Annotated in this window: 15 protein-coding genes, 1 other RNA gene and 1 pseudogene; 10 read left to right on the top strand and 7 right to left on the bottom strand. The window is 68.0% G+C overall.

Annotation, left to right across the window (positions count from 1 at the left end):
• Positions 1 to 5 precede the first annotated feature (5 nt).
• Genes A5771_RS11185 through cysK form a run of 3 tightly spaced genes read right to left on the bottom strand, consistent with a single transcriptional unit; the run spans position 6 to position 2,166 of the window.
• Positions 6 to 581 (bottom strand): helix-turn-helix domain-containing protein, encoded by a 576-nt coding sequence (locus A5771_RS11185; protein ID WP_064855288.1) that lies wholly within the window; start codon positions 579 to 581, stop codon positions 6 to 8.
• A 57-nt stretch (positions 582 to 638) separates the two neighbouring features.
• Positions 639 to 1,223: a serine O-acetyltransferase EpsC gene (gene epsC / locus A5771_RS11190; protein WP_064855289.1), complete on the bottom strand. Its 585-nt coding sequence runs from the start codon at positions 1,221 to 1,223 to the stop codon at positions 639 to 641.
• A gap of 7 nt (positions 1,224 to 1,230) precedes the next feature.
• Positions 1,231 to 2,166: a cysteine synthase A gene (cysK, locus tag A5771_RS11195; RefSeq protein WP_064855290.1), complete on the bottom strand. Its 936-nt coding sequence runs from the start codon at positions 2,164 to 2,166 to the stop codon at positions 1,231 to 1,233.
• Positions 2,167 to 2,394: 228 nt separating this feature from the next.
• On the opposite strand from cysK, the gene A5771_RS11200 reads away from it, so the two are divergent.
• Complete coding sequence (locus tag A5771_RS11200) at positions 2,395 to 3,354, top strand: NAD(P)/FAD-dependent oxidoreductase (RefSeq protein WP_064855291.1); 960 nt, start codon at positions 2,395 to 2,397, stop codon at positions 3,352 to 3,354.
• A complete protein-coding gene (locus A5771_RS11205; protein ID WP_064855292.1) occupies positions 3,347 to 3,994 on the top strand; it encodes a class I SAM-dependent methyltransferase in 648 nt (215 codons plus the stop codon). The genes A5771_RS11200 and A5771_RS11205 overlap by 8 nt, the downstream gene beginning before the upstream one ends.
• On the opposite strand, the gene A5771_RS11210 is transcribed toward A5771_RS11205, so the two are convergent.
• A complete protein-coding gene (locus A5771_RS11210) occupies positions 3,979 to 4,689 on the bottom strand; it encodes a 2OG-Fe(II) oxygenase (RefSeq protein WP_064855327.1) in 711 nt (236 codons plus the stop codon). The two genes, A5771_RS11205 and A5771_RS11210, sit on opposite strands and share 16 nt — an antisense overlap.
• A gap of 67 nt (positions 4,690 to 4,756) precedes the next feature.
• Here A5771_RS11210 and rnpB point away from each other — a divergent pair.
• Positions 4,757 to 5,143: RNase P RNA component class A (gene rnpB / locus A5771_RS11215), an RNA gene on the top strand.
• A 623-nt stretch (positions 5,144 to 5,766) separates the two neighbouring features.
• The gene (locus tag A5771_RS11220) at positions 5,767 to 6,228 is read left to right on the top strand and encodes a hypothetical protein (protein ID WP_082947186.1); all 462 of its coding nucleotides are present in this window, start codon (positions 5,767 to 5,769) and stop codon (positions 6,226 to 6,228) included.
• Between the two features lie 301 nt (positions 6,229 to 6,529).
• Here the strand turns inward: A5771_RS11220 and A5771_RS11225 are convergent, their stop codons facing one another.
• A complete protein-coding gene (locus tag A5771_RS11225) occupies positions 6,530 to 7,948 on the bottom strand; it encodes a CYTH and CHAD domain-containing protein (RefSeq protein ID WP_064855294.1) in 1,419 nt (472 codons plus the stop codon).
• A 56-nt stretch (positions 7,949 to 8,004) separates the two neighbouring features.
• On the bottom strand, positions 8,005 to 8,856 hold the full coding sequence (gene panB / locus A5771_RS11230; RefSeq protein WP_064855295.1) for a 3-methyl-2-oxobutanoate hydroxymethyltransferase: 852 nt from the start codon (positions 8,854 to 8,856) through the stop codon (positions 8,005 to 8,007).
• A 160-nt stretch (positions 8,857 to 9,016) separates the two neighbouring features.
• Between panB and A5771_RS11235 the strand changes: the two genes are divergently transcribed.
• The 6 genes from A5771_RS11235 (at position 9,017) to A5771_RS11260 (ending at position 17,869) form a co-directional block, all read left to right on the top strand.
• Positions 9,017 to 10,408: a WS/DGAT/MGAT family O-acyltransferase gene (locus tag A5771_RS11235; RefSeq protein ID WP_064855328.1), complete on the top strand. Its 1,392-nt coding sequence runs from the start codon at positions 9,017 to 9,019 to the stop codon at positions 10,406 to 10,408.
• Between the two features lie 49 nt (positions 10,409 to 10,457).
• A complete protein-coding gene (locus A5771_RS11240; protein ID WP_064855296.1) occupies positions 10,458 to 11,999 on the top strand; it encodes an alpha/beta hydrolase in 1,542 nt (513 codons plus the stop codon).
• A gap of 20 nt (positions 12,000 to 12,019) precedes the next feature.
• A complete protein-coding gene (gene glnA, locus A5771_RS11245; RefSeq protein WP_064855329.1) occupies positions 12,020 to 13,360 on the top strand; it encodes a type I glutamate--ammonia ligase in 1,341 nt (446 codons plus the stop codon).
• Positions 13,357 to 16,380, top strand: a complete 3,024-nt coding sequence (locus A5771_RS11250; protein ID WP_064855330.1) for a bifunctional [glutamine synthetase] adenylyltransferase/[glutamine synthetase]-adenylyl-L-tyrosine phosphorylase — start codon at positions 13,357 to 13,359, stop codon at positions 16,378 to 16,380. Before glnA (A5771_RS11245) ends, A5771_RS11250 begins: the two co-directional genes overlap by 4 nt.
• Before the next feature lie 15 nt (positions 16,381 to 16,395).
• Positions 16,396 to 17,040, top strand: a complete 645-nt coding sequence (locus A5771_RS11255; protein ID WP_082947187.1) for a PaaI family thioesterase — start codon at positions 16,396 to 16,398, stop codon at positions 17,038 to 17,040.
• 136 nt (positions 17,041 to 17,176) lie between these two features.
• Complete coding sequence (locus A5771_RS11260; RefSeq protein ID WP_234783029.1) at positions 17,177 to 17,869, top strand: hypothetical protein; 693 nt, start codon at positions 17,177 to 17,179, stop codon at positions 17,867 to 17,869.
• Between the two features lie 10 nt (positions 17,870 to 17,879).
• On the opposite strand, the pseudogene glnA (A5771_RS11265) reads toward A5771_RS11260, so the two are convergent.
• Positions 17,880 to 19,315 (bottom strand): annotated as a pseudogene (gene glnA / locus A5771_RS11265) (type I glutamate--ammonia ligase).
• Positions 19,316 to 19,329 lie beyond the last annotated feature (14 nt).

A 19,329-nucleotide genomic window follows, 5' to 3' on the forward strand; every position in this document is an offset into this window, starting at 1 on the left:
CGGCCTCAATCGTGCAGGTGGACCCGTTCACCGTGGGCGCCGAAGAGAATGATCGCCTCGGCGGGCCCGTCGACCGCGCCGAACCAGTGCGGGGTCCAGGTGGAGAATTCGACGGCCTCGCCCGGGCCGATCAGGAAATCGTCGTCGCCCAGGACCAGGCGGAGTCGGCCGGACAGCACGTACATCCACTCGTGGCCCTCGTGCACCGGTAACTCGGCCGGGCGGCGGCGCCGCACGCTGACCCGGATCTTGAACGCGTGCAGACCACCGGCCGGCCCGTGCCGGGTCAGCGGCCAATAGGTGATGCCGTGGGCGGTGTGCGAGGTGCCCCGCACCCGCGGATCCGGGTGTTCGGGGGCGCGCAGCAGTTCGTCGGTGCTGACCGATAACGCCTCGGCCAGCCGGGGGAGATGATCCAGCGCCAAGCGCCGCTTGCCGGACTCCAGGCGGCTCAGCGTCGAGACGTCGATGCGGGCGCGGGTGGCCACGTCCTCCAACGTCAAACCCTGCTGCGCGCGTAGCGCACGCAGCCGGCGCCGCACCCGCAGATCGACGCTGCTTTCCTCGTCATTTGCCTGCATGGCAAACCAGCTTGCCAGTCCTTACCGGGCCCGCACAATCGGCCGGCCGACCCCGTCTCAGATGTACATCGCGGGGTCGATGTAGGACGTGGGGTCCACGCCGGGCTCGCGCTGGTTCTCGGTGCGGGCGCGCACCACCGCGGGGATGCCGGTGGCGATCGAATTCTCCGGCACGTCATGGGTGACGACGGCATTGGCGCCGATGGCGCAGTCGTCGCCGATGTGCAACGGGCCGAGCACTTTTGCGCCGGCGCCGATGGTCACCCGGTCGCCGACCGTCGGATGGCGCTTGCCTTTGTTGAGTGAGCGGCCGCCCAGCGTCACCCCGTGATAGAGCATCACGTCGTCGCCGATCTTGGTGGTCTCGCCGATCACGACGCCCATACCGTGGTCGATGAAGAACCGCCGGCCGATGGTGGCACCGGGATGGATTTCGATCCCGGTGACCGCGCGGGTGAGCTGGGAGAGCAGCCGGGCGACGCCGCGCAGGGCCGGCCGGTGCCAAAGCCGATGTGCCACCCGGTGCGACCAAATGGCGTGCAGGCCCGAGTAGACCAGGGCGTTCTCCACGTCCCCTCGTGCCGCCGGGTCATGTGCCCGCGCGTTGCGCAGGTCTTCGCGTACCGCCGATAGCAGGCTCATAAGGTGATCATTCCCTGATGTGCTCGAACAGCGGCGTCGAGATGTACCGTTCGCCGAAGTCGGGGATGACCACGATGATGAGCTTGCCGGCATTCTCCGGGCGCTTGGCCAATTCCAATGCGGCCCAGACGTTTGCTCCCGCCGAGATTCCCCCGAGGATGCCTTCGTCGGTGCCGAGCTCGCGGGCCACCCGAATGGCGTCCTCGAATCCGACGTCGATGATCTCGTCGTAGACATCCCGGTCGAGCACCTCGGGTACGAAGTTCGGCCCCAGGCCCTGGAGTTTGTGCGGCCCGGGGTCGCCGCCGCTGAGGATCGCGGAGTCTTTCGGCTCGACGCCGACGATGCTGACTTCGGGTTTGCGCGCCTTGAGGGCGTGGCCCACGCCGGTCAAGGTTCCGCCGGTGCCGATGCCGGCGACGAAGATGTCGACGGCGCCGGCGGTGTCCGACCAGATCTCCTCGGCAGTCGTCGTCGCGTGGATCTGGGGGTTGGCGGGATTGGCGAACTGATCGGCGGCGACGGCGTTGTCGGTGTCGGCGATGATCTGCTTCGCCTTGGCCACCGCGCCGGACATGCCCTCGGCGCCGGGCGTCAAGACGATCTCGGCGCCGAAGGCGCGAAGCATCACCCGGCGCTCGGTGGACATCGTGTCCGGCATGGTGAGGATCACCTTGTACCCGCGTGCCGCACCGACCATCGCCAGCGCGATGCCGGTGTTGCCGCTGGTCGCTTCGACGATGGTGCCGCCGGGCCGCAGTTCACCGGATTTCTCGGCGGCGTCGATGATCGCCACGCCGATGCGGTCTTTGACGCTGCTGGCCGGGTTGTAGAACTCCAGCTTGGCCACGACCTGGGCGCCGAGCCCGTCGGTCAACCGGTTGAGCCGCACCAGCGGGGTGTGCCCGACCAGTTCGGCGACGTTGTCGTAGATCCTGCCCATAAGAGACCTTATCTCTCGCTGCTCGTCCGGTACTTCGCGGCTACGCGCGAATAGACCCACTCCAACGATGCTAGGAGTCGGGTTCGCTGGGGCGGCGGACGGCCCAGAAGAACGCCTCGTCTCGCACCGGAATGGGCGCTGTCACACCGGTCGACCGGCACCCAATGGTCTTGCCCAGATGGCAAATCGCCTTGCCAATTCTGCCGGCTGGCCTGCAGGCTCGGATGCATGAACGAAATCTGGGACTGCATAGTGGTGGGCGGCGGGGCGGCCGGCCTCAGCGCCGGCCTGGTACTGGGCCGCGCCAGCCGCGGCACGCTGGTGATCGACGCGGGCCAGCAGAGCAACCTGACCGCAGCCGGCATCGGCGGCTTATTGGGGCACGACGGCCGCCCGCCCGCTGAGCTGTACGCGCTCGGCCGCGGCGAGCTCGCCTCCTACGGTGTGCAGGTCCACGCCGCCGAAGTGGCCGACGTGGACCGCGTAGACGGGGTTTTCGCCGTGCGTCTGGCAGACGGGACCAGCCAGCGGACCCGCCGGGTGCTGCTGGTCACCGGGATGGCCTACTTGCCACCGGAGTTACCCGGCGTGGACGGTCTATGGGGCCGTTCGGTTTTCCACTGCCCGTTCTGCCACGGCTGGGAGGTGGCCGACCAACCGCTGGCAGTGCTGGCTCGCGGCGACCGGGCGGTGCACCTGGCGCTGTTGTTGCGGTGCTGGAGCGACGACATCGTGGTGCTCGGCGACGGCTCCACCGGCCTCGACGACGCCGGGCATGCCCGGCTGGCCGCTGCCGGCGTCGAGGTCGACGAGCGCTCGGTGGCGGCGCTCGACGCAGCTGATGGTGAATTGTCGGCGGTGGTGTTCACTGACGGCAGCAGACTGCCGCGGCGCGGACTGCTGGTCGCGACGGGCATGCGGCAGCGCGATCGGCTCGCCGAGCGGCTCGGCGTGGACATCACCGGGCCGGGTCCTGCCGCCGAAGACCCGGTCGGCGTGGATCCGCTGTGTCGAACCTCGGTTCCCGGGGTGTTCGCCGCCGGGGATCTGACCGGGGAGATGCCGCAGGTCGCCGCGGCGATTGCCGCGGGCTCGCGGGCCGCGGCGGCGGTGGTGCAGAGCCTGGCGGCCGAGGACTACGGCTTGCCGCTGCCCGCGGAGGCCACCGGAGCGTTGAGCGATGACTGAGCCGGCGCAGGACGCCCGGGAGTTCTGGGAGCAGTTCTACGGCGGGGACGAGCGGGTATGGAGCGGGCAGGTCAATGCCCACCTCGCCGAGGTCACCGCCGACCTGGCGCCGGGCCGGGCACTGGATCTGGGCTGCGGCGAGGGGGCCGATGCCGTCTGGCTGGCCGAGGACGGTTGGCAGGTGGTCGCCGTCGACGTCGCCGACAACGCTTTGAGGCGAGCGCGGACCGCGGCGGCACAACGAGGTGAGTCGTCACGCATCCACTTCGAGCGCCACGACCTGTCCACCAGCTTCCCTGACGGCCGGTTCGACCTGGTGTCGGCGCAGTTCCTGCACTCCCCGGCGCGGCTGGACCGCGAGACGGTGCTGCGTCGCGCCGCTGATGCCGTGGCGGTGGGTGGGCGGCTGCTGATCGTCGACCACGGCGCCGCGCCGCCCTGGGCCGGCGAGCACGTCCACGAGCATCACTTCGCCACGGTCGACGAGGTACTGGCGGGGTTGGCGCTCGACGACAAGCAGTGGGAACGGCTGCGGGCGGAGACCGTTGATCGCGACGCCGTCGGACCCGACGGCCAGGCCGCCACCCTGAGCGACAATGTGATCTTGCTGCGACGGCAGGTCGTTCACGCGGCGTCGTGAAAGATCAGCCCGAGGGTGTAACGCTCGCCAGAGCGGATGGCCGAGACACCGTGGCGTACCGGTGCGGTCGACCAACCCCGGGTGGAGCGCACCGGCCGGTCGCGGGTGGTGAACACATAGCCGTGCCCCTGCGGCAATTGGGTGGCGGTGCCCCGGGATTGGGCTCGCGGCCGCTGTTCGACCAGCAGGAATTCGCCGCCGGTGTAGTCGGCCGACGGGTCGCTGAGGTTGATCACCACCTGCAGCGGAAATACCAAGTCGCCGTAGAGGTCCCGGTGCAGTGCATTCCAATCACCTTGACCGTAACGCAGCATCAGTGCGGTCGGTTTGGTCTGCCCGGCCCGGTGGCAGCGATCCAGCCATTCGTCGAAGTCGTCCGGCCAGGGGGCCTCTCGCCGCAGTCGGACCGCCCAGTCCCGGGCGATCGCCAGCAGGTGCGGATACAGCGCTCGCTTGAGGTGATCGACGGGTTCGGGTGTCGGCGCCGCGAAGTAGCGATATTGGCCGGACCCGTATCGATGGCGCTGCATGTCGACGGTGGCGCGGAAGCGCTCGTCGCACGCGTAGACACCGCGTAGCCGCGCGGCCTCCGACACCGTCAGCAGCCGGGGCAACAGCGCGCCGCCGCATTCGTCGAGCTCGGCGGCGATGGCATCCCAGTCGCCGGCGTCGACTCGCTTGCGCCACGGTGTTATTACGCCCACGGCGCCATCATGCCGGTTGGCCTGCACTGACGCTTGCCGGTACGGTGATCAGCGCGGACGAGTTGGCCGGGCGGCCGCGGCTCGCCACAAGCGGGTCGAGGAAAGTCCGGACTTCACAGAGCAGGGTGATTGCTAACAGCAATCCGAGGTGACTCGCGGGATAGTGCCACAGAAAACAGACCGCCACCGCGAGGTGGTAAGGGTGAAACGGTGCGGTAAGAGCGCACCAGCGTCCCGGGTGACCGGGGCGGCTCGGTAAACCCCACCCGAAGCAAGGCCAAGAAGACCGCACTACGGTGCGGTCGCGCAGGTGTTCGAGGGCTGCTCGCCCGAATCTGCGGGTAGGCCGCTCGAGGTACCCGGCGACGGTGTGCCCAGATGGATGGTCGCCGCCGCACCGCACCGCGGTGCGGAACAGAATCCGGCTTACAGGCCAGCTCGTCCGCCCTGCAACTCTCGTCATGCCGGATCAGCAGGTTGGCGTAGTAGTGGCGCAGGAGATGCGGCCCCGAGCCTGGCGGTAGCTTCAGCTTGGCGGTCGCGGCCCGCCATTGGTACCCGAAGCGGTACCCGGCGCAGCGCTTCGGCCCAGGAGAGCGTGACGCGCGGATCCGGCAACTGAGGTCAGCCGGGCAGACCATGGCGGACATCGTCGCCGAGGTGAAATGTTCAGCCGCGACGGTTCACAGCACCCCTGCACGCCAGCAGCTCGTGGGGCCTTCAGGTTGGCGGTGGCGGGCGCTTGATCTGGAGCGACACCTTGCCCTGGTTGTCGCGCTCTGGTACGACGATTAGCACCTCCTGCCGCGGCGAGCGTGTGAATGGCGGCGGCGATATGCGCGGCGGCCATCAATTCGGGTTCGGGCGCGGGCGTCATACGGAGCGGATTAGCTCGGAAATCCCCTGCAGAGGAGACGGTTTGCCCCTCGGCGCAAGCGAAATTTCACCAAGTGCAGCACCGAGTGTGCGCGCCACGGTGTGCGGACGGTTCGGAACGGCCACTGCTGCATATTCCAAGGGCTTTATGGTGGACTGCGGGAGAGAGCATTGCGGGTTAACTTGTCGTCCATGACGAACGAAGAACAACTCCGGCGGATAGCCAGGGACGTATTTCCGGACTGGTCGCGGCCGCCCAGGATCGTGGTGGAGCAGATCGGCGAGCTGGTTAGGCGATGGCCGGTTGAAGGCTTCGCCCGCGAGACGTTGCCAGATCAGCAGCGCCGTCTTGTGTGGATCGACAGGCACGCGATCGGACAGCTGGACTACATCGCGGACGCTGCGGAGGAGCAGGATCTGGATGCGCTGATCCGGCCGCTGAGCCAGATCACGGGGGTCGAGGTCAACGTCTATGGTTCGGCGGACGGTTTCGGGCATCGAACGTACCGGCGCGCAATGGTGGTGCGTTTCGCTTCCGGGAATCCGATTGAGGTCGACACGACCCAACACACGAACGACAGCCTTCGTGGTAGCGCCGACCGGTTCATCGATCGGGTACTGGACGCACTGGCGGGCGCATCCGCCGGGGAATAGTCCGCTTCAATCCTGTTTGACACAGCGTATTTCGTTGGTTGATCTATGCTGCCGGGCCCGGTGGCGGCGCTGCCGTGCGGCATTCACCCCGGCAGATATCTGTACTGCAGCCGCCCCGATCTGGCTTACTTCGCAACCGTCCGGTACGCAATGGGTACGCAGCAGATTCAATAGCGACAAACGTCGCCAACGATTGACGCGCTGACCTTGGTGATTGTCGGACAGTAAACACCGCAAACGCGACAAACACCCAGGGAACAGAATCCGGCTTACAGACCAACTCGTCCGTCTCCGTCGAGTCTCACTGAACCGCCCGGTCGAGCTTGCGCAGCGCGGGCCGCAGCTTCGCCCGGCTCTGCGCGGCGAGGCCGGCCTCGCGGGCATACAGCAGCCCGTAGGTGAAGGTGTCCTGGCCGGCGGCCGCCGCGGCATCGGCCTGTTGAAGCAGATGCGCCCGGCTGACCACGCTGTCCTGGTGGTCCCCGAGCAGGCTCTGAATCGCCTTCGCCCGCTTGGCGATCTTCTTCTTATCCGCGGCGGCGGCGGCGTAGCGCAGCCGCTTGGCGGCCTTGCGGATCCGGTGCAGCGCCGCGTCGCGGTCGGCAGCCGTCTTGGCCGCCTTCACCGCCTTGCGCAGCCGCCGGTAGGCGATGTCCACGGTGGCGTACTGCTCGGCGGCCGGCGCGCGGACCAGATCGTCGAGGCCGTCGAGCAGCCGGAAGTACCGCGGGGAGCGCATCGCGGTCAGACTGCGCCGTCGCCCCGTCTGATAGCGGCGCAACGAACCGCTGACCAGCCGTTCGTCCACCGGCCCGCGGACCAGCTCTGGTGTCAGCTCGTCGAGCGCCTGCTGATAGCGCTGGGCCAGGACCTCGGCGTCGCGGGCGACACCCAGCACCGCACCCAATTCCTGCAGTTCGCCGAGCAGCGGCGCGTGGGTCGCCTCCTCGCCGTGCAACAGGCTGCGGATCCGTCGGATCGTCACCCGCATCTGATGAACCGCATCGTCGGCGTCGGCACGCACCGCGCGATCGGCGACCAGCAGTTGCTCGATCTGCTGGGCCAGCGCCCGATGCAGGCGATCGGTCGGGTGCGCGGGCATCGCCGGCGCGCCGAGCACCCTGGCCAGTTTGGAGCCGTAGCCGGCCGGCCCGGCGCCGGTGTCGAGCAGTCGGTGGCTCAGCAGGTCGAGCAACTCGAGGTCCCCACAGCCCAGTTCCAGTTCCCATTCCCGCCAGTGCTGTTCGGCTTGCTCGTGCTCGGACCCGTCGGCCGATGCGGTGACCTGGTCATCGCAGAACTCAGCCAGCACCTCACCCCGATCGTCGCGCAGCACCCTTACGCTGCGGGCGGTACAGATTCGTGCCACGGGTCCCAGCGGCCGATCCCTGACGATCGCCATCACCACGTCGAGCAGTTCGTCCGGAATCTCCGGGCCCAGGGGTGCACGCACTTCGGTGCGGGTGTCCGGCCCGGCCGGAAGTTTCAGGTGCCAGCCGGCGTCGGGACCGCCGGTGCGCCGGCGCAACGTGACTCGTCGGGCCGCCAGGTCGTGACCGGGTGTATCGAAGTACACGGCCGCAAGGGCCTGTTCCGGCAACTGCTCAACTCGGGCGACCCCGGCAATGCCGTCGAAGGACGGCGAGATGACCGACGCGTCAACGTCGAATTTGCGTTCCACCTCGCGATATTGAGCGGTGTTCGGGTCGGTTGCCGACACGCCTCCAGCCTGTCACATCCGGACCGGCCGGACACCGCGTTCCCAAAGCAGTCTTCCTAGAAGCAGTGCTCCTCGGCGGGAAAGGTTCCGGCTGCCACCTCGTCGGCGTATTGCGTTGCCGCGCGGTGCAATTCAGCTCCCACATCGCCGAATCGCTTGACGAAACGGGCGGTTTTTCCGGTGGTCATCCCGGCCATGTCCTGCCACACCAGAACCTGGGCGTCGCAGTTGGGGCCGGCGCCGATCCCGACGGTGGGAATGGTCAGCTTGCCGGTGATCTGGGTGGCCAGCTCGGCCGGCACCATCTCCATCACCACCGCGAACGCACCCGCTTCGGCCACCGCGATCGCATCGTGAATGGTCTGCTCGGCGGCATCACCGCGGCCCTGCACCCGGAAGCCGCCCAGGGTGTTGACGCTCTGCGGGGTGAACCCGATGTGTGCCATCACCGGGATGCCGGCCGCGCTCAACGTCGCGATCTGGTCGGCCACCCGCTCCCCGCCTTCGAGCTTGACCGCGTGCGCGCCGCCCTCCTTCATGAAGCGGGTGGCGGTGGCCAGCGCCATCGCCGGGCCGCCCTCATAAGAGCCGAACGGCAGGTCGGCGACCACCAGCGCATGCGGAGCGCCGCGCACCACCGCCCGGACCAGCGGGATCAGTTCGTCGATGGAGATCGGCACTGTGCTGTCGTAGCCGTAGACCACGTTGGCCGCCGAGTCACCGACCAAGAGCACCGGAATACCGGCGTCGTCGAAGATGCGGGCGGTGGAGTAGTCGTAGGCCGTCAGCATGCCCCACTTGCGGCCCTCGGCCTTCATCTGTTGCAGATGATGAACGCGGGTCTGCGGGGCAATACGGGCGGGGCCAGGGCTGGAAACAGGTGCAGCGCCATAGACGTGCTCAGACATCGTTGTCCCTTGAAATGGTCGGGTCGATCCTCGAAGCCCTCAGCGGGTCCCCGGGTCGTCTGACATCAGCCAGTGTGCCACCTGCACCCGCGCAGCTGAACCGACATGCGCAGTGGATTTCCTCACACCCGATCCGTGGCACCGGCCTACCATCGGCGACATGCAGTGGCTCAGCGGACTCGACGCCAGCTTCCTCTACCTGGAGACGCCGCAACAGCCCTTGCACGTCTGCTCGATCCTGGAGTTGGACGCCGCCACCATGCCGGGCGGCTACAGCTTCGGGCGGCTCCGCGACGAACTCGCGCAGCGCATCACCGCGATGCCGCAGTTCCGGGAGAAGCTCGCCGACAACCCGCTCAACCTCGACCACCCGGTCTGGGTGGAGGACCGCGACTTCAACATCAACCACCACGTGCACCGCATCGGGCTGCCGCCGCCGGGCGGGCGGGTGGAGTTGGCGGAGATCGCCGGGCACATCGTCTCGCTGCCGCTGGACCGCACCCGGCCGCTGTGGGAGTCGTGGGTGATCGAGGGGCTCGACGGGACTGACGCGGCCAAGGGCGGCCGCATCGCGGTGCTGACCAAGATGCACCACGCCGGCGTCGACGGGGTCACCGGTGCCAGCCTGCTGTCGCAGATGTGCAGCACCGAGGTCGACGCGCCGCGCCCGGAGCCGGTCGAGGGTGCCGGCGACGCCAGCGGGCTGGCGATCGTGGCGGGCGGGCTGGCCCGGTTTGTGAGCCGGCCCCTGAACCTGGTGAACGTGTTGCCGCGCACCGTGTCGTCGGTGGCCAAGACGGTGCAGCGGGTGCGTACCGGCGAGACGATGGCTGCGCCGTTCGCCGCGCCGCAGACCGTGTTCAACGCCAATGTGAGCGGCCACCGCAACATCGCCTACACCCAGCTCGATCTGGGGGACGTCAAGAAGGTCAAGGACCATTTCTGCGTCAAGGTCAACGACGTGGTGATGGCCCTGGTTTCGGGGGCGTTGCGGCAGTTTCTGGGCGCCCGCGGCGAGCTGCCGGAGTCGTCGCTGGTGGCCATGGTGCCGGTATCGGTGCACGGCAAGTCCGACCGTCCGGGCCGCAACCAGGTGTCCGGGATGTTCTCCCGGCTGGAAACGCAGATCGCCGACCCGGTCGAGCGGCTCAAGGCCATTTCCGAGGCCAACGCGGTGGCCAAGGAACACAGTTCGGCCATCGGTGCGACCCTGCTGCAGGACTGGTCGCAGTTCGCCGCGCCGGCGGTGTTCGGTGTCGCGATGCGGGTCTATGCCAAAAGCCGGCTCACCTCGGCCCGCCCGGTGCACAACGTGGTGATCTCCAATGTCCCGGGCCCGCAGCTGCCGCTGTACTACCTGGGCTGCGAGATCGCCGCGATGTACCCGTTAGGGCCGATCTTCCACGGCTCGGGGCTGAACGTGACAATGATGTCGCTGAACGGGCGCCTCAACGTCGGGGTGATCAGCTGCCCCGAGCTCCTGCCGGACCTGTGGGAACTCGCCGACGACTTCCACCTGGGCCTGAGGGAACTGCTCGACGCCACGCGCTGAGCGCCCGGTGTCCGGCTGCGCCCAGCTGTGCATGGCAGCATGTGGTGTCATGACCCCGCCGACCCGCCGCGACAGGATCGCGCGTACCACCCTGACTTGCCTGGCGATCGCGGTGGTGGTCCTGACGGTCGGCAGTTGCACCCGGATGACGCCGGGCCACGCGGTGCTGGCCGCGCCGCGGGTCGGCCAGCCGGTCCAGTGGGACAAGTGCCGGTTCACCGCCGACACCAACATCAAGGTGCCCGATGGCGCCCAGTGCGGATTCATCGCGGTGCCCGTCGATTACGCCAAACCGCAGGGCGACGTCGCGCGGCTGGCCATGATCCGATTCCCGGCCACCAGGGACAAGATCGGCTCGCTGGTGATCAACCCGGGCGGCCCGGGCGAATCGGGGATCGAAACCGCCGTCAGCCTGGTCTCCACGCTGCCGCGCAAAGTCCGCGAGCGCTTCGATCTCGTCGGGTTCGACCCGCGCGGGGTGGCGTCGTCGCGACCGGCGGTCTGGTGCAACTCCGATAAGGAGAACGACCGGCTGCGAGCCCTCAACCAGGTCGACTACAGCCCCGAGGGCGTGGAGCGCATCGAGAACGAGACCAAGGACTACGTCGCACGCTGCCTGGAGAAGACCGGCGAGGAGTTTTTGGCCAATGTCGGCACCGTCAACGTCGCCCGCGACCTGGACGCGATCCGGGCCGGGCTGGGCGACGACAAGCTGACCTACCTGGGCTACTCCTACGGCACCCGGATCGGCTCGGCCTACGCCGAGGCCTATCCGCAGAACGTCCGGGCGATGATCCTTGACGGCGCCGTTGACCCGAACGCCGACCCGATCGAGGAGGACCTGCGCCAGGCGCAGGCCTTCCAGGGGGCGTTCGACGACTTCGCGGCGGACTGCGCCAAGGAACCGGAGTGCCCGCTGGGAACCGAACCGGACAAGGCCGTCGACGTCTACCACAGCCTGGTCGACCCGCTGGTGGACAAGCGCGCCAAGACCAAGGATTCGCGCGGGCTCAGCTACAGCGACGCCATCGTCGGCACCATCATGGCGCTGTACTCGCCGACGTTCTGGACGCACCTCAACGACGGCCTGTCGGACCTGGCCGACGGGCGTGGCGACATCATGCTCGGACTGGCCGACCTGTATATGCGCCGTGACGCCAACGGCCACTACACCAACGCGACCGACGCCCGGGTGGCGGTCAACTGCGTCGACCAGCCGCCGGTCACCGACCGCGCCAAGGTGATCGACGAAGACCGGCGCTCGCGTGAGCTGGCGCCGTTCATGAGCTATGGAGAGTTCACCGGCCACGCGCCGCTGAGCACCTGCGCGTTCTGGCCGGTGCCGCCGACCACCGAGCCGCACACCATCTCGGTACCCGACCTGCCTCCGACGATGGTGGTGTCCACCACCCGTGACCCGGCCACCCCCTATAAGGCCGGTGTGGATCTGGCTAAGCAGCTGCGCGGAGGTCTGCTGACGTTCAACGGAACCCAGCACACGGTGGTGTTCCAGGGCAACGAATGCGTCGACGGCCATGCCACGCGTTACCTGGTCGACGGCACATTGCCGCCAGCCGATGCGAAGTGCTGACCGCTGATACGCTTCGCGGTATGGACCGTCAGAAGGAGTTTGTGCTCCGCACGCTGGAGGAACGCGACATCCGCTTCGTCCGGCTCTGGTTCACCGACGTCCTCGGATACCTGAAGTCGGTCGCGATCGCGCCGGCCGAGCTCGAGGGCGCGTTCGAAGAGGGCGTGGGCTTCGACGGCTCGGCCATCGAGGGCTTCGCCCGGGTCTTCGAATCGGACATGGTCGCCCACCCCGATCCCTCCACGTTCCAGTTGCTGCCATGGACCTCGGACAACGGCCGGCAGTACTCGGCCCGGATGTTCTGCGACATCACCATGCCCGACGGCTCCCCGGCCTGGGCGTCGTCACGGCATGTGCTGCGCCGGCAGCTGGCCAAGGCCGGTGAGCTGGGCTTCGCCTGCTACGTGCATCCCGAGATCGAGTTCTTCCTGCTCGAGCCCGGCCCCTACGACGGGACGACACCGGTTCCGGCCGACGACGCCGGCTATTTCGACCAGGCGGTCCACGGCTCGGCCGCCAACTTCCGCCGGCATGCGATCGAGGCGCTGGAGACCATGGGCATCTCGGTGGAGTACAGCCACCACGAGAACGCGCCGGGCCAGCAGGAGATCGACCTGCGCTACGCCGACGCGCTGTCGATGGCCGACAACGTGATGACGTTCCGCTACCTGATCAAGGAGATCGCGCTCAAGGAAGGGGTGCGGGCGTCGTTCATGCCCAAGCCGTTCCGGGAGCACGCCGGTTCGGCCATGCACACCCACATGAGCCTGTTCGAGGGGGAGGTCAACGCCTTCCACAGTCCCGACGACCCCTTGCAGCTGTCGGCGACTGCCAAGTCGTTCATCGCCGGAATTCTCGAGCACGCCAATGAGATCAGTGCCGTCACCAACCAGTGGGTCAACTCCTACAAGCGGCTGATCCACGGCGGGGAAGCGCCCACCGCGGCGTCCTGGGGTGCGTCCAACCGCTCAGCGCTGGTGCGGGTACCGATGTACAGCCCGCACAAGACCTCGTCGCGGCGCGTCGAGGTGCGCAGCCCGGACTCGGCGTGCAACCCCTACCTGACGTTCGCGGTGCTGCTGGCCGCCGGCCTGCGCGGAGTCGAGAAGGGCTACGAACTGGGCCCGGAGGCCGAGGACAACGTGTGGGCGCTGACGCCCGAAGAGCGCCGCGCGATGGGCTACCGTGAACTGCCCGGCACCTTGGAGCGCGCCCTGGGCGAGATGGAGAACTCCGAGCTGGTCGCAGAGGCGTTGGGGGAGCAGGTTTTCGACTTCTTCCTGCGTAACAAGCGCCAGGAGTGGGCGAACTACCGCAGCCATGTGACCCCCTACGAGCTGCAGAACTACCTGGCCCTCTGACCCGGACGGTCGTGACCTACCCCGGAGCGCAGCGCCGCAAGCTGCCCAGCGTCGGGAGGCTCGGTTTGGTCGACCGCTACGCCGCGGCGGACCTGACCCATCTGGGCTGGTACAGCTCCTACAATCAACCGACCGTCGACGTGCTCTGGGCGCTGTCGCGAGCCCCCGACGCCGATGTCGCGCTGCGCACGCTGGTCCGGCTGTCGGAGGCGCCGGGAATCGATTGGGACGAGCTGAGCGCGGCGCTGCTGGCCGATCGCGGTCTGCGCGGGCGGTTATTCGGGATACTGGGGTCCTCCTTGGCGCTGGGGGATCACCTGATCGCCCACCCGCAGTCCTGGAAGCTGCTGGCGAGCCCACAGGGCACCGACGACTACACGCTGACCCTGCCGTCGGCGGATGCGCTGCGCGCCATGTTCGCCGAGCGCGTCGCCGAGATCACCGACGGCGCCTACGTCGAGGGGCTGCGGGCGCTGTATCGCGACCGGCTGCTGGTGCTGGCGGCGCTGGATCTGGCGCCGGCTATCGAGAGCCTGCCGGAACTGCCGTTCGTGACCGTCGGTGCGCACCTGTCCGACCTGGCCGACGCTGCGCTGGGAGCTGCGCTGCAAGTGGCCGAGAGGACGGTGTGCGGCACCCACGACGCCGCCGCCGTGCCGCGGCTGGCCGTGATCGCGATGGGCAAATGCGGTGCGCGGGAACTGAATTATGTCAGCGATGTCGACGTCATCTTCGTCGCTGAGGAGGCGGACTCGGTGAGCAGCCGGGTCGCCGGCGAACTGATGCACGTGGCCGGCGAGGCGTTCTTCGAAGTGGATGCCGGGCTGCGCCCGGAGGGCCGGCACGGCACGCTGGTACGGACCTTGGAGTCGCACATCGCCTACTACCAGCGCTGGGCCAAGACCTGGGAGTTTCAGGCGCTGCTCAAGGCGCGCCCGGCCGCCGGTGACGCCGAACTGGGCCGAGCCTACGTCGACGCGCTGCTGCCGATGGTCTGGACGGCCTGCGAGCGTGAGGATTTCGTCGCCGACGTCCAAGCAATGCGCCGCCGGGTGGCGCAACTGGTTCCCGCCGAGATCCGGGAGCGCGAGATCAAGCTCGGCCCCGGGGGGCTGCGCGACGTGGAGTTCGCGGTGCAACTGCTGCAGCTGGTGCACGGCCGCAGCGACGAGTCGTTACACGTGGCGTCGACCGTCGACGCCCTGGCCGCACTCGGCGCCGGCGGTTACATCGGCCGGGAGGACTCGGCGACCCTGACCTCGTCGTATGAATTCCTCCGGCTGCTCGAACACCGGCTGCAGCTGCAGCGGCTCAAGCGCACCCACATGCTGCCGCCGCCCGACGACGACGAAGCGTTGCGCTGGCTGGCCCGCGCCGCCCACGTCCGGCCGGACGGTCGTCACGACGCGCTGGGTGTGCTGCGCGAGGAGCTCAAAGCCCAGAACATGCGGGTATCGCGGCTGCACGCCAAGCTGTTCTACCAACCGCTGCTGGAAGCGGTCGGCCCTGCGGGCCTGGAGCTGGCCGGCGGCCTGACCCCCGGCGCCGCCGAACGACAGCTGGCCGCGCTGGGTTACGAGGCGCCGCAGAACGCCCTGACGCATCTGGCGGCGCTGACCAATCAGAGCGGCCGCCGCGGCCGCGTGCAGACGGTGCTGCTGCCCAAGCTGCTGTACTGGCTGTCGGACACGCCCAATCCCGACGCCGGCCTGCTGGCCTACCGCCGGCTCAGCGAGGCGATGGCCAGCCACCGCTGGTATTTGAGCACGTTGCGCGACAGCAGCGCGGTTGCCAAGCGGTTGATGCGGGTGCTGGGCACCTCGGCGTACATCCCGGAACTGTTGATGCGCGCGCCCGACGTCATCCAGGCCTATGGCGACGGCCCGACCGGACCGAAGCTGCTCGACTCCGAACCGGACGCGGTGGCGCGGGCATTGATCGCGTCGGCGGCCCGCTACGCCGACCCGGTTCGCGCGATCGCCGCCGCGCGCAGCCTGCGCCGCCACGAATTGGCCCGCATCGCCTCGGCGGACCTGCTCGGCATGCTCGAGGTCCGCGACGTCTGCCGGGCGCTGACCGCGGTGTGGGTGGCGGTGCTGCAGGCCAGCCTGGACGCGATCATCCGGGTCAATCTGCCCGGCGACGAGGGCGAGTCGGCACCGGCGCGCATCGCCGTCATCGGCATGGGCCGGCTCGGCGGTCGCGAACTGGGTTACGGCTCGGACGCCGACGTGATGTTCGTCTGCGAGGCCGCCGACAAAGTGAGCGACGCCGACGCCGTGCGCTGGGCGACCTCGATCGCCGAACAGGTCCGGGCGCTGCTGGGTACCGTCAGTGCCGACCCTCCGCTGCAGGTCGACATCAACCTGCGGCCGGAGGGCCGCACCGGCCCACCGGTGCGCACCCTGGCCTCTTATGCCGCCTATTACGAGCAGTGGGCGCAGCCCTGGGAGATCCAGGCGTTGCTGCGGGCGCACTGGGTCGCCGGCGATGCGGAACTGGGCCAGCGCTTTCTGCTGATGGTCGACGAGACCCGATACCCGGCCGGCGGGGTGTCCGGCGATGCGGTGCGCGAGATCCGCCGGGTCAAGGCGCGCGTCGACGCCGAACGGCTGCCGCGGGGCGCAGACCCCAACACGCACACCAAGCTGGGCCGGGGCGGGCTGGCCGACGTCGAGTGGACCGTGCAGCTGCTTCAGCTGCGCCACGCCCACCGGGTCCCGGCGCTGCACAACACGTCGACGCTGGAGACCCTGGACGCCATCGCCGCGGCCGGGCTGCTCGAGGAGGACGCCGTGGACCGGCTGCGGCAGGCCTGGCTGACCGCGACCCGGGCCCGCAACGCGCTGGTGCTGGTTCGCGGCAAACCCACCGACCAGCTGCCCGGAGCAGGGCGCGCGCTCAACGCGGTCGCGGTGGCCGCCGGCTGGCCCGACGGTGACGGCGGTGAGTTCCTGGACAACTACCTGCGGGTGACGCGCCGGGCGAAGGCCGTGACGCGCAAGGTTTTCGGAGATTAGAGGAGAACATCTGTGGTGGATTTCGGACCGGGCTCGGACGTGCCCACGATCAGCGCCGACGAGAGCGCGCTGCTTTCCCAGCGCTACGGGCCGCTGGCGCAGGCGGTCCGTGAGCTGATCGATGCCACCATCCGCACCCAGGCCGACGACTCCACCATCCGGGAGGTGACCACTGGGGTGCGTCAGCTGACCGAGCGGCTGCATGCCGGGATCCTCAGCGAGTCACCGGGATTGCGTTACGTCGTCGACGGGCGGCCGCTGGCGTGGGGCAACGCCGTGGTGGGTCTGCGCAATCCGATCGCCCCGCCGCTGGTCATCCAGCACGGCGAGGACGGTCACTGCTGGAGCGACTTTCATCTCGGCGCGGCGTACGAGGGTCCGCCGTCGCTGGTCCACGGCGGCGTGAGCGCGCTGGTGCTCGACCATCTGCTCGGTGAGGCGGCCAGCGGTGGGCTGACCAAGCCGCTGTTTACCGGCACCATCACGGTGAAGTACCTGCGCGGGACACCACTGGGGCCGCTGCGCGCGGAGGCCTCGGTGTACCGGCGGGAGCGCATCAAGACCTACGCCCGGGGTCATATCGCCGACGCCTCCGGGGTCACGGTCGAGGCCGAAGGCGTGTTCATCTTGCCGGCCTGGGCGCGTGACCGGGTGGATTGAGCCCCCGGGACACACCGTCCGGACCACGGGCCGGGTAAAAGACCCAAAGGTGGACGAAACGCAACTGTGGACAACCGAAGCAATCGGCCGGTTCGGAAAACAGTGAATTGTTCCGAAAATCTGTTATGGTTTTTCTTTGGAAACGTTCATGTCGGGGCGGCTGAAGCGTATCGGCGGGTTCGGCACAAAAGAGGGGGCATGGGAGATGTCTGGTCGCGTCCACCGCTGTGGTGTTGGAGCTGGCTTGATCGGCGCGACCGTCGCGGTTGCCTTGACACTCGGGGCGGGCGGCGCCCACGCCGATGTCGCCGATCAACTCGCCGGTATTGCCGTCGCCGGCAGCAGCGCCGATTCGACCGACATGTTGATCATCGCCGGCACGAATTTTCTCGACGCCAAAGACGTCCTCACCGGGATAGACAGCTCGGATCTGTCCGGCGACTTGCTGTCCGCGGTTGAGACACTCCATCGCCAGATCGGCATCATGGACAAGGCGGTGGACATATTGGACGACAAGCTCATCCCTGCCGAATCCAGCATCCTCACGCACTCCGGCTCCATGTCGGATTTGATTGATCAGCTGTTCTTCGCGCCGCTCAACCAGCAGTGGGAGAACGCCAGCGATTCCATGCTCAGCGCCACCCAAGCGTTCGAGACGGCGATCGCAGACGGCTCGCTATCGGATGCGATGTCGGCTCAACTCCAGATAATCGGAGTCGACTTCTTCCAGCTGATCCCGGCGGCGATCGCGTCCGTACCGGTCGTGTGGATCGGCAGCCTCTTCGACGACGCGATGGATGCGTCGGACCTCGTCAACTTCGCGTTCTGAGCGTGCCGACTCAGCAGTCGTAGTACAGCGCGAACTCGTAGGGGTGCGGGCGCAGATTGATCGGCGTGATCTCATGGTCCCGCTTGTAGCGGATCCAGTTCTCGATCAGATCCGGGGTGAAAACGCCGCCCTCGGTGAGGTATTCGTGATCGGCTTCCAGGTTGTCCATCACCTGGGCCAGCTGGCCGGGGCCTGCGGGATGTCGGCGGCCTCATCCGGCGGCAGCTCGTAGAGGTCCTTGTCGACCGGGGCGGCCGGCTCGATCTTGTTCTTGACTCCGTCGATGCAGGCCATCAGCATCGCCGCGAAGGCCAGATAGGGGTTGCCCGAGGAGTCCGGGCAGCGGAACTCCAGCCGCTTGGCCTTCGGGTTGGTGCCGGTGATCGGGATGCGCACGCACGCTGAGCGGTTGCGCTGGCTGTAGACCAGGTTGATCGGCGCCTCGTAGTGCGGCACCAAGCGCTTGTAGGAGTTGATGGTCGGGTTGGTGAACGCCAACAGCGACGGGGCGTGGTGCAGGATGCCGCCGATGCAGTGCCGCGCCATGTCCGACAGCCCGGCGTAGCCGGCCTCGTCGTAGAACAGCGGATCGCCGTCCTTCCACAGCGACAGGTGCACGTGCATGCCCGAGCCGTTATCCCCGAAGAGTGGTTTGGGCATGAAGGTGACGGTCTTGCCGTGCGCCCACGCCGTGTTCTTGATGATGTATTTGAACAACATCAGGTCGTCGGCGGCGTGCAGCAGCGTGTTGAACCGGTAGTTGATCTCGGCCTGCCCGCCGGAACCGCACTCGTGGTGTCCGCGCTCCAGGGTCAGGCCGGCGTTGGCGAGATTGGTGGTCATGGCGTCGCGCAGGTCGACGTAATGGTCGTTGGGCGCCACCGGGAAGTAGCCGCCCTTCGGGCGGGTCTTGTAGCCGCGGTTGACACCGCCGCCGATCTCGGTCGGCGAGCCGGTGTTCCACCAGCCCGAATCGGAGTCGACCTCATAGAAGGTGCTATTCATCTGCGAGTCGAAGCTCACCGAGTCGAAGATGTAGAACTCGGCTTCGGCGCCGAAGTAGGCGGTGTCGGCGATGCCGGTACTGGTGAGGTAGCTCTCGGCTTTGCGGGCGACGTTGCGCGGGTCGCGCGAATAGGGCTCGCGGGTGAACGGGTCGTGCACAAAGAAGTTCAGATTGAGGGTCTTGGCCGCCCGGAACGGATCGATCTGCGCGGTGGAGAAGTCCGGCAGCAGCATCATGTCCGACTCGTGGATGGACTGGAAGCCGCGGATCGAGGAACCGTCGAAGGCCAACCCGTCCTCGAACACGCTCGAGTCGAGCGTGGACGCCGGAATCGTCAAATGCTGCATCATGCCCGGCAAGTCGCAGAACTGGATGTCGATGTACTCCACGTTCTCATCGGCCACGAGTTTGAGGATGTCGTCGGCCGTCTTGTCGGTCACAGAAGTGTTCTCCT

Source organism: Mycolicibacter sinensis (assembly GCF_001667375.1).
GTDB lineage: Bacteria > Actinomycetota > Actinomycetes > Mycobacteriales > Mycobacteriaceae > Mycobacterium > Mycobacterium sinense_A.

Bases quoted from the DNA above. Each gene is read 5' to 3' on its own strand.
- panB (WP_064855295.1), bottom strand. From the start codon at position 8,856: ATGTCTGAGCACGTCTATGGCGCTGCACCTGTTTCCAGCCCTGGCCCC.
- A5771_RS11205 (WP_064855292.1), top strand. From the start codon at position 3,347: ATGACTGAGCCGGCGCAGGACGCCCGGGAGTTCTGGGAGCAGTTCTAC.
- cysK (WP_064855290.1), bottom strand. From the start codon at position 2,166: ATGGGCAGGATCTACGACAACGTCGCCGAACTGGTCGGGCACACCCCG.
- glnA (WP_064855329.1), top strand. From the start codon at position 12,020: ATGGACCGTCAGAAGGAGTTTGTGCTCCGCACGCTGGAGGAACGCGAC.
- A5771_RS11220 (WP_082947186.1), top strand. From the start codon at position 5,767: ATGACGAACGAAGAACAACTCCGGCGGATAGCCAGGGACGTATTTCCG.
- A5771_RS11235 (WP_064855328.1), top strand. From the start codon at position 9,017: ATGCAGTGGCTCAGCGGACTCGACGCCAGCTTCCTCTACCTGGAGACG.
- A5771_RS11185 (WP_064855288.1), bottom strand. From the start codon at position 581: ATGCAGGCAAATGACGAGGAAAGCAGCGTCGATCTGCGGGTGCGGCGC.
- A5771_RS11240 (WP_064855296.1), top strand. From the start codon at position 10,458: ATGACCCCGCCGACCCGCCGCGACAGGATCGCGCGTACCACCCTGACT.
- A5771_RS11200 (WP_064855291.1), top strand. From the start codon at position 2,395: ATGAACGAAATCTGGGACTGCATAGTGGTGGGCGGCGGGGCGGCCGGC.
- epsC (WP_064855289.1), bottom strand. From the start codon at position 1,223: ATGAGCCTGCTATCGGCGGTACGCGAAGACCTGCGCAACGCGCGGGCA.